This window comes from Gemmatimonadaceae bacterium, assembly GCA_020851035.1.
In the GTDB taxonomy this organism is placed as follows: Bacteria; Gemmatimonadota; Gemmatimonadetes; order Gemmatimonadales; family Gemmatimonadaceae; genus JACMLX01.
On sequence record JADZDM010000005.1, the window covers coordinates 474,285 to 487,576 of the forward strand.

Here is a 13,292-nt window from a genome sequence, read left to right on the forward strand (position 1 = left end):
TGGGGAGCAACACGCGCGGAGCGGGACCGCGAATCGCGCGAGCAGTTCCAGCATCGCCCTTGTCGTGCTCCGTGCGCTCCGTGGTCTCCGTGGCTCCGTGGGAACAGGTCAGCAACGGACCACAGCGACGCCGCAGTGTGTCGGTCTCCTATTCCAGCGCCCGCAACCGCTCGATGCGCGTGGTTCGCGACGCGGGTGAATCGAGTGAGAAGGCCCGGGCGTCACCCAGGTCGGCACGGATGAAGGCCTCGGTGGCCTCGATCTCCGCCTTCAGTGCCTTGTCGGGTTTCCGACCGAAGAGTGCGCAGACGATCGATGACGACGCGGTGTCGTACTCCCACAACCCGATGAGGTGACCGCGATCCAGCACCGCGTGGCTGGGCAGGTCCGCGAGCAGCCCAAGCGGGCGTTCCGCCTTGTCGGCGATGATGAGGCGCGACAGGTCGCTCTCCTCCAGCAGCCCGGCGATGTTCCGGCGCGCGGCGACGATCGTGTCGAGGGTGCCGACGAGCGCATACTGGGGCGACGTCGGCATGACGAACGCCTCGAATGCCGCCATGTCGGCCGCCGGGAGAAGCAGGTCGCTGCCCGGTGTCACCGGCGTGAGTTCGAGTGGTGCGACCGCCTTCGCGCTGCCGGCGACACCGAAGCCCGAGAACCACTGGAACTCCTTCAGCGATGCCGGCCCGATCCAGCGGAAGTACGCGGCGGCGAGCTGGCGTCGCTGGTCCTCGGCACTGACGGTGAACCCGGCGCGCGGATTCGGCGACCAGCGCGCGTAGGCGTAGCGTTGCGTGTCGAGACGGCCGGTGAGCGGCACGCGCCTGACGTCACCGGTGGCCTGCAGCCGTCCCAGCGCGAGTGGCAGGGTGGTGGACACTCCCTTCTTCTTCCCGGCCTCGCCCAGCGACCGTGATGCGCCGCCCGTGGCATCGCGAAGCGCGTCCGGGGTGAGGGTGTCGCTGCCGAGTGCGACGAGGATCGTGGCGCAGAGCGCATCGATCTCCTGGTCCGTGACGCCCAGCTTTCGCGCGGCGGCCATATCACCGTCTCCGGCGGCCTCACCGAGGGCGAGGCCGAGCGCGTAGTCGGCGGCGGGGAGCGCGTAGGTGCAGCCGCGGACGGAGGGGAGTTCGTGGATCTCCTGCGCCGCGAGCGCCGCATCGACGGCTGCACGATCGAGTCGCGCGCGCGCGAAGCAGGCGAGGTACGGGCTCACGCCGCCGACCGTGCGGCACCAGCCGGTGCGGGTGAGGATCTCACCGGGGGTGGCAGTCCGCAGCGAGCCGTCGAGGCCCTGCCAGTGAGACCACCATGCGCGGATTCTGGGATCGGGCATCGGATTCGAGTCAGGTCGGGTGGTCGTGCGGGGTCGTGCGGGGTCGTGCGCGGGTCGTGCGCGGGTGGAAGATCGCTGGTTCCCACGGAGCCACGGAGTGCACGGAGCCCACGGAGCAGGACTTGGGGGAACTGCACTCGCGGTTGCGACTTTCACCGCGCGAGAGCAGTTCCAAAAAGTCTCTTGCTGTTCTCCGTGGCCTCCGTGCACTCCGTGGCTCCGTGGGAACCGCCCAAGCCGGGTCGAACCGAATATTCGAGTCGCGCCATGAAAACCGAGCCCATGAAAACCGCGCCCATGAACCCGAGAAAACTCTAATAAAAGGGTGAGCATCGGATTCCGCACGGCGGAGCTAAAGCGATGTGAGCCATTGGTCGATACCAGCAGGAGTCCGCGTCCGGCGGGCCACCTGCTGCACGCGCCGCCATCTACCCGAACGGAGTTGCCCACATGATCGCCATCCGCCGCACCCTCTGCACTGCCGCCATCGCGCTGACGGCGCTCGCTCCGTCTGTGATGCACGCGCAGGAGGCCAGCCGCACCTACACACTGGCCGAAGTGGAGACCAAGCCGTCGCTGGCATCGGTGTCGAACTTCCAGCGCATCGTGTCGGAGGGCTATCCCGAGGACCTGCGCCGCCGGCGGCAGGGTGGAATCGCGGAAGTGTCGTTCGTGGTGGACGCGACCGGTCGTGTCGAGCCGTCGAGCGTGGAAGTGGTGGATGCGACGCAGCCTGCGTTCGGCGAGGCGGCCAAGCGTGCACTGCTGCAGGCCGGGTTCCGTCCCGGCCGGGTCAGCGGCAACGCCGTGCGTGTGAAGGTGTCGCTGCCGATCGTGTACCGCGTGCAGTAACGGTGACGGCAGTCAGGTCGCGTCACGGCCGGCGGGTCGCACACAAGTGCGGCCCGCCGGTTCCGCATTCAGGAGATATGCGGATGACGTCGTCAACTATTGCGGATGACTTCGGTGTGGAGCAGGGAGCGCGCGCCGTCGCCTCCGGCCGGTGTATGTTGCCCCCGGAGCACACCACGTTCCGTACCCGTTTCGCGGGCTTCGAGTCATGGATGTCCAGCTCTGGCGCTGGAGCACCGCTGTCCAGGTCACCTCGGCGCTGCTGATCGCGCTGTTCTTCCTCGTGCTGGCGCACTCCACGCGCCGCGCCGAGCTGCGGGTGTGGGTGGTGGCGTGGGTCGCGAACCTGCTGGCGCTGGGCGTGACGCTCGCGTTCTGGATGCCTGCGGCGCAGACGGAGGCGCTGCTGGTGATGATGCGGCTGCCGTACCTCGTCTGCAAGCTTGCGTTCGTCGTGCTGCTGGTGATCGGCGCGGTGAACTTCGGCCGCCCGGCGCCATCACCGGAGCGCCTGTTCCGGATCGGTGTGGTGATCCTCGGTGTGAGCATCGCGATGTCGCTGGTCGCCGACTCGCTGGACATCATCGGCGTGCTGATCCACGCATCCATCGCGCTGGTGCTGGGCTCGACCGCCGTGTGGATGGCGATGCAGCATATGCCGGTGGGCGGATGGCTGGTGGCCGGGTTCGCGTTGCGCGGCGGGCTGGCCGGCTTGGAGTGCATTGCCTTCGCCTCGCGCCTGGTGAATGGCACCGCGGTGGCCGGCGAGGGCGTGACGACGTTCGTCGCGATGTCCTCGGCGTTCGATGCCGGCGCCGAGTGGCTGATCGCCCTCGGCTGCGTCCTGGCGGTGTACCAGACCATGGGGCGCGAGCTGACGCGGATCAACGAGGACCTTGTCGCCACCAAGGACGAGCTGCGTGTCCTCTCGCACCGCGATCCCCTCACCGGCGTGTTCAACCGCCGGCGGCTGGACGACATCATGCACGACTCGCAGCAGACCGGTGCGACGATCCTGTTCTTCGACCTCGACGACTTCAAGGACATCAACGACCACCACGGGCACCACGTGGGGGACGAGGCGCTGCAGCTCTTCGCGCGCGTGCTCCAGTCGAGCTTCCGGCCCGGCGACCACGTCGTGCGCTACGCCGGCGACGAATTCATCGTGGTCGGCCAGGGAATCGAGCAGCTCGACGTCGGCGCGCGGATCACGCTGGTGCGGGAGACGCTGGTGCAGCACCGGGCGGAGGGGCCGTGCATCCGGTTCGCGGTCGGTGAGGCGTACCTGCCGGTGGGTGGCGACCCCGACGCGGCGCTCCGGGCGGCCGATGCGGCGATGTACCAGCGCAAGGGCGAGCAGAAGCGGATGGCCTGAGGTGACCATCGCCGGGGGCAGGCGGTCATGTGGGGCCACTACCTTCCGACACATGCCCCAGACCGACATTCACGACCTGCCCGACAGCGCCCGCCTCTGGATCTTCGTCGCCGACCGCCCGGTGACGGATGCGACGCCGCTTCTCGCTGCCGTCGACGCGCACCTGGCCCAGTGGGCGGCCCACGGCGTGCCGCTCCGATGCGCCCGCGACTGGCGTGACGATCACTTCCTCGCGATCGCCGTGGATGAAGCGGCCACCGGGGCCTCGGGATGCTCCATCGATGGCATCTTCCGCGTGATCGCGCGCACCCAGTCCGCCCTCGGCGCCGACCTGCTGGCGTCCGGCCGCGTGGCGTGGCGCGACATGGCCGGCACCATCCGCGTGACCCCGCGCGCCGATGTCGAGGCGCTCGCCGTTGCCGGCACCATCACGCCGGCGACACCCGTGTACGAGACCGTCATCGACACCGTCGGGGCCTGGCGCCACCACTTCGTCCGCCCTGCCCGCGAGAGCTGGGCCGCTGCGCTGCTGCCTCCTGAACTGCAACAGCATTGACGCAAGGTCGCAAAGGACGCAAAGGACGCAAAGCGGTCGGCGCGCGGCGCAGCGGCCGAGCACCTACGGTGCGAAGGGTTTCATGGGAACAGCGGTGGTTGTTGCCGTTCCCCTCGAGAAGGCGAGGCCCCGATGCGCATGGAGGATTGCTCCGCGCACCGGGGCCTCGTTCGTCATGCCCTTCTTTGCGTCCTTCGCGCCTTTGCGTGAGGCTGTTTGCGGACTACGGATCGATGGTGCCGATCGGCGAGCCGGGCGGCACGTCGAGCTTCATCTTCCGCTCGGCCGGCTTGTAGGTGCCGGCCATCCAGCCGCGGATGTCGGCGGCGAGCTGCTCGGCGGCGGCGCTGCTGCGGCTGGTGACGCCGGGACGCAGCGACGTGCCCAGCAGGGACACCAGCGTCGCACGCGCCTCGGCGCGCACCAGCGGCATCTCGGCCGTCTCGGCGAGCTGCAGGACGTGGTCGACGTAGGCGCGCTGCACGAGCTGCTGCAGGGTCGCGTCATAGGCCGATGCGCTGCCGGCCGCGAAGATCTTCGCCTCGATGCGCTTCAGGACGTCGGCGAAGCCGGGCAGCGTGGGGTCGATGGCGTGCTGTGCCACCAGTCGCGCGGCGCGCTGCGGGTCGAGCAGGAGGTCGAAGGTCACGTTCGCGATCGTCGCGCCCGGCGCGAGCGGGTCGAACGTCATGCCGGTCCAGCGGTCGAAGAGCTCGCGGGTGGGGTCGATCAGGAACGGGCGCGGCGGGAGCTGTGCGAGCAGCGCGCGCGGGAGCGCCAGGTTGGCTGGCGCGAGGACCTCGGCGATGGCGTCGATGGCGACCTGCTGCTGTGCGGCCGGCACGGACACCGGGCCAGCCAGCCCGTCACCACGGAGGTTGTAGGCATACGTCACGCCCCCCACCACCTTGATCGCGGCCTCGAGCTGGTAGCGGTGGTGCAGGTACACCGGCACCAGCACGTCCTCCATCGTGGCCAGCGGGGCACCGCGCCGGACGGCAGCCTCGCCGAAGCGCTGCAGTGCGCGCGCGCGGACGGTCATCATCCGCTTCAGCTCCGTCACGGCGTCGGCGCCGTTGTCCCAGAGGTGCGTGTTCGGGTGTGCGCTGCTGACGGGGCGGGCGTCCTGGTCGGTGAGGAAGGTCAGCCCGCGGCCGCGGGCGGCCACCAGCACGCTGTCGAGCGCCTTCGTCTCGTCACCGGTGAACTGGCCGTAGCCCCAGGTCACGGCGACCTTGTCCCACTCGCCGATGCCCGTCTCGTAGGCCCTGGTGACGTCGATGGTGCCGTCGGGCCGGAGCGAGATCATGGGGTGCGGGTAGTCCATCACGCTGGCGTTGCCCTGTGCGCTGCTGATGTAGTTGTGCGCCATGCCCAGCGTGTGCCCCACCTCGTGTGCGGCGAGCTGCCGGATGCGCGCCAGCACCATCTGCTGCACGCGATCGGCCTTCTCGGTGCCGGTGGTGTAGGGCTGGTCGAGGCCCTCGCCGATGAGGAAGTCCTGGCGTGCGCGGAGCGAGCCGAGGATCACGTGACCCTTCATCATCTCGCCGGTGCGCGGGTCGGTCACGGCGCCGCCGTAGCTCCAGCCGCGGGTGGCGCGGTGCGCGTACTCGATCACGTTGTAGCGCACGTCGAGCGGGTCGATGGAGTCGGGCAGCACCTGCACCTGGAAGCCGTTGATGAACCCCGCGGCCTCGAAGGCCTGGTTCCACCACCGGGTGCCTTCCACCAGCGCGGTGCGGATGGGTTCCGGCGCGGTGTTGTCGACGTAGTAGATGATCGGCTTGACCGGCTCGCTGCGGGCCGCGCCGGGGTTCTTCTTCTCGATGCGGTGCCGCGAGGCGAAGCGCTGGACGAAGTCACCACCGAGCGGTTGCGCGTAGTCCTGGTAGCTGATGCCGAAGAAGGCCGAACGCGGATCGGCGGCGCGCATCCTGAACCCCGGCTCCGGCAGCGCGACCAGGCTGTGGCGCTCGCGGATGGTGATGGCCTCGGGGTTCGGCGTCACGTCGCGCACGTAGCGACCGGGGTTGCTGCCGGCGAGCGTCAGCGTGACCTCGATCTCGGTGTTGCGCGGGAATGCCTTCGTGTGAGGCATGTAGAGCGCGCTGCGCGAGCGGTCGAGCGTGAAGGTGCCCTGCTGCGAGCGGCGGAGTGCACCGACCGCGTCGTGCGCGTCGCGCACGGCGAACTCGGTGGCATCCACCAGCACGCGCATGCCATCCTGGGCCTCGACAGTGAAGCCGAAGATGGCGCTGCGGGCGAAGCTCTCCTCCACGCCGCGGGCCTCGTTGGCATCGCTCGAGACGCCGCGGAAGTTCGTGTTCTTCTCGATCAGCAGCACCCGCGGCCCGCTGCGCTGGAACACCACCAGCCGCTCGCGACCGAGCTGGTTGCGATCGAGGCCGATGTCGTTCGAGCCCACGCCCCACGGCAGCGACGTGAAGTAGATGAACTCCTGGTCCATCTGCGGGATCTCGAGGAACAGCTTGCCGGTGCGCTCGTCCCAGTAGAGCGGGAAGAGGCCGTCGCGCTTCACCATGCCTGCGGTCTTCGCGGCGATCCCGGGAAGGCCGGCGGCGGCGGGCAGTGCCGGCGGTGTGCCCTGCGCCAGCAGCGGGGCGACACCGAGCAGGGACGAGGCGAGAAGCAGGCGCAGGGAGCGTGACATGAGGTGGCGTGGGTGTGGGTGGGGATTCCGCCCGGAGTACGTCCCCCGGTGAACGCCCGTTGCGTGCACGATAGCGCCGCGGTCCTGTGCGCGTCGGGCGCGAGCTGGCGGGCTGCCCGACCACTGCCGTGTGTGGCAGAGCTCGTTAAACGGAACCAATTGTTATCTCCAGCTCATGTGCGCTCGACACTCTGGCGCATGACGCCACTTCGCTTCGCCGCCGTGCCCGAGTCGGTCCCGACCGGCACCCTCTTTCACATCGGCGCCCGGCCGTTCCGGGCACGGTGCACGCACCGCGGCGACCGGGTGTGGCTGGGACAGGATGCGCGGTTCGGCGAGGTGGTATTGCTGCTGACCGACGACCGACGGTACGTGGTGGCGCCGTGGCTGGAGAGCGCGGCGCCGCGGGCCATGCGCGAGCTCATCCGTACCGGCCTGCTGGTGCCGCCCGATCCGCTCACGATGCTCGATGAACCGACGCAGGAGCACGATGCCGAGGACGCGGCGCTGCGGGTGGCGGTGATCGAGGGGCTGCTCGAGACGTCGCAGCTCTCGCTGGACGATGCCTGGCCGGCGCTGCGGCGGTGGCGGGCGCTGCGTGACCGGGTACTGCACAGCGACTGAAGCCGAAGAAATTTCCAGCGCTATCGAGCCATCAAGGCGTCAGCCACGCGTCACGATGCTCCGCAACGAATGCATCGTCCGTCAGCCACGGGTACGATGTCATCACGCGGTCCAGCTCGTCAGTCTGTCGCGGACTGAGCTGTTCTCGCGGGTCCAGCGTCCACGTGCCCCGCAACAGGCCCTGACGCCGCAAGACCTCGTGGATCCCGGGAATGCACCCGGCGTACCGGTGCAGCGAGTCGAAGATCGCCCCGTTGGCATCCGTCAGCTCGGCACCCTCTGTCAGGAGGCTCGGTGCCAGCGGCGAATCGCCCAGCGCCTTGATCCGGGCCAGCAGCTCCACCGCGCGGCGGGTCCAGACCGCCCACTGTCCCAGGAGCCCGCCCACGATGCGCGCCGTATCGGTCCGGCCGTGGCGACGCACGGGGAACGGGGTCGTCAGGTCGGCCACGATGGCGTCGTCGTTGCCGGTGTAGAGCGCCACGTCGTCGCGCCCCGCGCCGGCGATCGCCCGCACGACATCGATGGTCCGGTACCGGTCGAAGGGCGCGATCTTCACCGCGATCAACTGCGGCACCTCGGCCAGCTCGCGCCAGAAGCGGTACGACAGCACGCGTCCGCCCACCGCCGGCTGCAGGTAGAAGCCCACGATCGGCAGCACGTCGGCCACGGCCCGGCAGTGCGCGATCAGCGCCCGCTCGTCGAGCGAGTCCAGCCCGCCGAGTGACAGCAACGCGGCGTCGTAGCCGAGGTTCTGGGCGATCGCGGCCTCACTCACGGCCTGCGCCGTCTCGCCGATCACGCCCGCGATGGTGACGAAGGGGCGTGGGCTGGCCTGCAGCATGGCCGCCGCCGTCTCCTTCGCGAGCTGCAGGACGGGGTGGTAGAGCCCCACGCGCCGGATCGCGAACTGGGTGGTGTGCACACCCACGGCGATGCCGCCGGCGCCGGCCGCCATGTAGTACCGCGTCAGCGCCCGCTGCGCCCGTTCGTCCATCGTCCGCGCCGGGGTCAGCGCCAGCGGATGCGCCGGGATCACCTGCCCGGCGAGAAGATGCTGGCGAACGTTCACGGCTGGGCTCCGGCTGCAGGAAGCGGGCACAGGAATGCGGGGTGGCCCGTCACCATTACGATAACCGGAATGTCAGGCCCAGGACGGGCCGTGACACGAACCCGTGGTTCGCCCCGGCCCCCGATCCCGCACCATGTCACCGCTCCTGCGCTTCGTCCTGCTCCTCGGCTGCTCCAACGTCTTCATGACGTTCGCCTGGTACGCCCACCTGAAGAACCTCGCCGACAAGCCGTGGTACGTGGCCGCGCTGGTGAGCTGGGGCATCGCGCTCTTCGAATACCTGCTCCAGGTCCCGGCCAACCGCACCGGCGCGACGGTGCTCTCGCTGGGGCAGCTCAAGATCGTGCAGGAGGTGATCACGCTGACGGTGTTCGTGCCGTTCGCGGTGTACTACATGAAGCAGCCGCTCCGGCTGGACTACCTGTGGGCGGCGTTGTGCATCCTGGGCGCGGTGTACTTCGTGTTTCGTGGTGCGTGACGTCGGCTGCGGTCGGAGACCGTCAACAGGGTGCACGCGGAGGCGCGGGGAAGCGGAGGGCCCTGTGCGCGACAGACGTCGACGCTGCATCGCGCGACACCGACGCCCGCTTCTCGTGCTAGAAGCGCCCGTCACGGACCTCGAACTTCGTCGCCTTGCCGAGCAGCGGCCGGCGTTCGCGCACCCAGTCGGCGGTCCAGTCGAGGAGTGTGTCGAGCGGCATGAGGTGGAGATCACCTTCGAGGCGTGACGCCAGCGCACGGGCATCGGAGAGCAGCGCGTCGGGCGCCTCGGTGCCGGTGAGGACAGGCTCGCGGCCGAGCCGTGCACCGAGTGCGGTGGCGAGGTCGCGGACGCGGAGGGTTTCGGCGCCGGTGACGTTGACGGGCACGGCGGGGGTGTCGCAGTGCGCCAGGAGACGGAGCGCGATGGCGTTGGCGTCGCCCTGCCAGATCACGTTCACCGCGCCCATCGTGACGTCCACCGGCAGTCCGTCGCGCACCTTCACCGCGAGGTCGGTGAGCACGCCGTAGGTGAGGGCACAGGCATAGTTCAGCCGCAGCAGCGCGACGGGGGAGCGGTGCCGGTCACCGAGTGCACCCGCGATGCGCTCACGGGCGAGGCAACTCATCGCGTACTCACCCACCGGTCCGGGGGTGGTGGTCTCGGCGGCGCCGTGGCCCGCCGCGGGCGTGAGCGGATAGACGTTGCCGGTGGAGAAGATCACCTGTCGTGCACCGGCGTAGTGCTCGCAGCACCAGGCCGGGACCACGGCATTCATCTCCCATGTCTGCACGGGATCGTTGCCGCTGCCGAACTTCTGTCCGGCCATGAAGATCACGTTCGGCACCAGCGGCAACCGGCCGACGGCGACACGGTCCGTGAGGTCCGCCGTGATGACCTGCACACCGGCGCAGGCCAGCTGTGCCGCCGCGTGTGCATCCGACCAGCGCGAGACGGCGTAGACCTCGCGACGACGATGTGCGCCATCCGCGAGGTCGAGCGCGCGGCGGGCCATGCGTGTGAGCGACGGGCCCATCTTGCCACCGGCACCGAGGACGACCAGGGAGCCGTCGATTGCCGCCAGGGCGCGGACGAGTGCCGCAGGCGGGGTGCTCAGGGTGTCGTCGAGCGCGGCGGGGGTTGCGGGGGGGCGCATGCTCAAAGATCCGTCTCGTGCACCTCCCGTCAACGGCCTTGTCGGTGACGTCGCACCACGACGCGGATCGTGACCCTGCACTCACATCGGTCCGCACGGCGGCCGCACCACCGCGCTGACCGAGAATACGGGCTGCATCGCTGGTGGCGCACTGCCAGTGGACTGGAAACGAAGTTCGGGATGCAGTCGGACGCCGCGACATCCCACCCGCCGACGTTGGAAATGCTCGGAATGCCGCTGGTATTGCTGCGGTTTCCGCCTTGGCGGCTGGGCGCCACGACGCCCGTCATGCTCGCCCAACTCGTTTCCGATCCACTAGAATCCGCGCATGCGGATCCGATGGCGGCGCCCACTGCGCTGGGCCGGTATTGCGGGGCTGGTTGCCTGCAGTCGCGACGCGAAGCCGGTCGCACCCTCCGCTGCGCCACCGAACCTGCGGCTGGCCCAGGTCGTCTTCACGCAGGTGACGCAGGACGTCGACGGGACGCTGCCACTGGTGGCCGGGGCGCCTGTGGCGGCAAAGGTGCTGGTGGTGCGCAGCGTGGAAACCGTGGACGAAGTCGAGGTGGTGCTGCGGCTGTTTCGCGGCGGCACGCAGATCCACGTCGACACTGCACGGACCGGCGGTGTGCTCGGTCCGACAGCGTCGTTGTCTGCGGCGAGCGCCGAGTTCCTGGTCCCGTCGCGACTCGTCTCAGCCGATGTCTCGTGGCAGGTCGACCTCGACCCGCGCCAGCGGCAGGCCGACTCGACGCGAGCGGACAACCGGCTGCCCGTGTCAGCACCCGAGCGGCTGCGGGTCATCTCGCTGCCGCCGATCCGGCTGCGCCTGGTTCCCGTGGTGCTGGCGCGACACGACAGCGCGGCGGGTGTCGTGGATGCCGCCAATGCGGAGCTGTACGTCCGACTGGCGCGACAGCTCTTTCCGGACAGTGCGTTCACCGTGACGGTTGGTGCTCCGGTGGTCACGGCCGCGTTCTTCGGCGCGCCACCGGGTGGGGGGGATCGTGGGTTCTGGGACGCCGTCCTCGCCGATGTCGATCGTGCGCGCACCGCCAGCGGGCCCAGCGACGAGTTCTGGTACGGCGTGCTGTCGTGGCCTCGCGGGTACCGCAGTGCGGTGTACGGCGGCTTCGGGTTCATTCCGGCGGCGCCGGCGAGCACCGGGGAGGCGTCGCGCAGCGGCGCAGGATTCGGAATCGGCGAGAACATCGATGCCCAGTTCGCCCAGCAGACGCTGGCGCACGAACTGGGGCACAACCTTGGACGCTCCCACACCCCGGGATGCGGGACGGTCGCCCCGATCGACTCGCTCTATCCGAGCGGCGACGGTGCCATCGGCGGCTTCGGGCACGACGTGTGGAGCTGGGCGAACGGTGTGACCCGTGGAGCGCAGGCAGTCGGGTCGGCGACCCCCGATGTGATGACGTATTGTGCCCTTCGCTGGATCGGGCCGTACACGCACACGGCCGTGCTCCAGTGGCGCATGGGGACACTCGTGTCGACGCGTGTCACCGGACGCGGGAATGCCGTGCCGTGACTGACCGGTGGAGGCCATCGCGATCGGTGGCGATCCTCCCGGTGGACAGGGGTCGAGATTGCGGGCACGTCGCGTGCGGCCTGGATGCTGCAGCACGGCGGTGGCGGTCGAGATCATGACGTGATCGTCTCCGGATGCGCCGCAGATCCGGTGGCAGGTCGTGCCGCGTAATGGCTGGAGGGATCCACGCCCCAACCGCTGCGCGCATGACGACATCCTCCGAACACCGCGACCACGCTCCGCCGACACGGCGCGTCCTCCGAGTCCTGGCCGAGCCCGTGCGGGCGGAGTCGCGCGCCCTGCTGGCCGCGAACTGGGCGCTGCTGCCGCCGGAGTTGCGCACATCGCAACAGATGCTCGGACGTCAGGGTAACGGCTGCGGTGCCACGATCGGGGCCATGCCGCGGTGTGGCTTTGCGTGCCGCGGGTGCTACCTCGGCGAGGCCGCCAATCGCATCCCGGCCGAGCCGGTGGAGGCGATCATGGCGCAGATGCGCGCGCTTCGGCCCGTCCTCGGCCCCGATGGCAACCTGCAGCTCACCGATGGCGAGGTCACGCTGCGACCGCCGCACGAGGTGGTGCAGCTGCTGCAGTACGCGCACTCGCTGGAGCTGGTGCCGATGCTGATGACGCACGGGGACTCGTTCCGGCGTCGTCCCGGGTTGCTGGAGCGGTACCTGCGCGAGGGGCGGCTGGCGGAGGTGAGCATTCACGTGGACACCACGCAGCGCGGGCGCGTGGGTGCGGCGTACCGGCACGCGACGGATGAGGCGTCGCTCAATCCGCTGCGCGACGAGTTCGTGGCGCTGCTGTCGGCGGCCCAGGCGGCAACCGGCCGCAGCCTGCGTGCGGCAACGACGATGACGGTCACGCGTGAAAACCTCGGTGGCGTGCCCGACGTCCTGCGCTGGCTGGTGGGTGGGCAGCCGGTGTTCCGCATGATCAGCTTCCAGCCCATCGCGCAGGTGGGGCGCACCGAGGACGGGTTCGGTGGCGGGGTGAGTGCGGACGTGCTCTGGCAGCAGGTGGCGCTGACGCTCACGCACGGCGATGCCGCGGCGGCGGATGCGCTCCTGCGGTCGCAGGTGTGGTTCGGGCATCCGGCATGTAACCGGATCCTGCACGGGCTGGTGGCGCAGCGCGACGGAGCGGCCCCGGTGTTCCATGCGGCGCGTCCGGCCGAGGGTGACCCGCAGGCGGAAACCGTTGTGGCGTTCTTCGCGCGGTTCGGTGGGGTGAGCTTCAAGACCGACACGCGGCGGACGGCGCTTGCGCGCGCCGTGGGCATGGCGCTGCGGGCGCCGCGGTTCGTGCTGGGCCGGTTGCCGGGCTACGTGCGCCACTGGCTGGATCGGCTGGATGCGGGGCATCCCATGCGGGCGCTGCGCGACCTGCTGGCCGGCCGCCTGCGGGTGCAGCCGCTGGTGATCGTCAGTCACCACTTCATGAGTGCGGATGAGCTGCAGACGCCGGATGGGCAGGTGCGCCTGGCACACTGTGTCTTCCAGGTGCCGGTGAACGGGGTGCTGACGTCGATGTGCCAGGTGAACGCGCTGGGGGGGCGGGATGCGTACTACGCGGGGCTGGCGCACGCTGGCGATGCCGTTGGAGCGGGCTAGGCTG

The 13,292-nt window shown here is 69.8% G+C and carries 11 protein-coding genes; 7 read left to right on the forward strand and 4 right to left on the reverse strand.

Annotation, left to right across the window (positions count from 1 at the left end):
• Positions 1–148: 148 nt before the first annotated feature.
• The gene (locus tag IT355_05860; GenBank protein ID MCC7052773.1) at positions 149–1,339 is read right to left on the reverse strand and encodes a winged helix DNA-binding domain-containing protein; all 1,191 of its coding nucleotides are present in this window, start codon (positions 1,337–1,339) and stop codon (positions 149–151) included.
• A 450-nt stretch (positions 1,340–1,789) separates the two neighbouring features.
• On the opposite strand from IT355_05860, the gene IT355_05865 reads away from it, so the two are divergent.
• The 3 genes from IT355_05865 (at position 1,790) to IT355_05875 (ending at position 4,122) form a co-directional block, all read left to right on the forward strand.
• Positions 1,790–2,191, forward strand: a complete 402-nt coding sequence (locus IT355_05865) for an energy transducer TonB (protein ID MCC7052774.1) — start codon at positions 1,790–1,792, stop codon at positions 2,189–2,191.
• A gap of 208 nt (positions 2,192–2,399) precedes the next feature.
• The gene (locus tag IT355_05870; GenBank protein MCC7052775.1) at positions 2,400–3,566 is read left to right on the forward strand and encodes a diguanylate cyclase; all 1,167 of its coding nucleotides are present in this window, start codon (positions 2,400–2,402) and stop codon (positions 3,564–3,566) included.
• Between the two features lie 52 nt (positions 3,567–3,618).
• A complete protein-coding gene (locus IT355_05875) occupies positions 3,619–4,122 on the forward strand; it encodes a hypothetical protein (protein MCC7052776.1) in 504 nt (167 codons plus the stop codon).
• Positions 4,123–4,345: 223 nt separating this feature from the next.
• Here the strand turns inward: IT355_05875 and IT355_05880 are convergent, their stop codons facing one another.
• Positions 4,346–6,796 carry a zinc-dependent metalloprotease gene (locus IT355_05880; GenBank protein MCC7052777.1) on the reverse strand — a complete coding sequence of 817 codons (2,451 nt, stop codon included), beginning with the start codon at positions 6,794–6,796 and terminating at the stop codon, positions 4,346–4,348.
• Positions 6,797–6,994: 198 nt separating this feature from the next.
• Here IT355_05880 and IT355_05885 point away from each other — a divergent pair, with 198 nt between their 5' ends.
• Positions 6,995–7,420, forward strand: a complete 426-nt coding sequence (locus IT355_05885) for a hypothetical protein (protein ID MCC7052778.1) — start codon at positions 6,995–6,997, stop codon at positions 7,418–7,420.
• Between the two features lie 31 nt (positions 7,421–7,451).
• Here the strand turns inward: IT355_05885 and IT355_05890 are convergent, their stop codons facing one another.
• On the reverse strand, positions 7,452–8,417 hold the full coding sequence (locus IT355_05890) for a dihydrodipicolinate synthase family protein (GenBank protein MCC7052779.1): 966 nt from the start codon (positions 8,415–8,417) through the stop codon (positions 7,452–7,454).
• A gap of 208 nt (positions 8,418–8,625) precedes the next feature.
• Between IT355_05890 and IT355_05895 the strand changes: the two genes are divergently transcribed.
• Complete coding sequence (locus IT355_05895; GenBank protein MCC7052780.1) at positions 8,626–8,970, forward strand: DMT family protein; 345 nt, start codon at positions 8,626–8,628, stop codon at positions 8,968–8,970.
• Between the two features lie 118 nt (positions 8,971–9,088).
• Here the strand turns inward: IT355_05895 and IT355_05900 are convergent, their stop codons facing one another.
• Complete coding sequence (locus tag IT355_05900) at positions 9,089–10,129, reverse strand: NAD(P)-dependent oxidoreductase (protein MCC7052781.1); 1,041 nt, start codon at positions 10,127–10,129, stop codon at positions 9,089–9,091.
• A 328-nt stretch (positions 10,130–10,457) separates the two neighbouring features.
• Between IT355_05900 and IT355_05905 the strand changes: the two genes are divergently transcribed.
• Together IT355_05905 and IT355_05910 are read left to right on the forward strand one after the other, a co-directional pair.
• Positions 10,458–11,669: a hypothetical protein gene (locus IT355_05905; GenBank protein ID MCC7052782.1), complete on the forward strand. Its 1,212-nt coding sequence runs from the start codon at positions 10,458–10,460 to the stop codon at positions 11,667–11,669.
• 206 nt (positions 11,670–11,875) lie between these two features.
• Positions 11,876–13,288: a radical SAM protein gene (locus tag IT355_05910; protein MCC7052783.1), complete on the forward strand. Its 1,413-nt coding sequence runs from the start codon at positions 11,876–11,878 to the stop codon at positions 13,286–13,288.
• Positions 13,289–13,292: the final 4 nt, after the last annotated feature.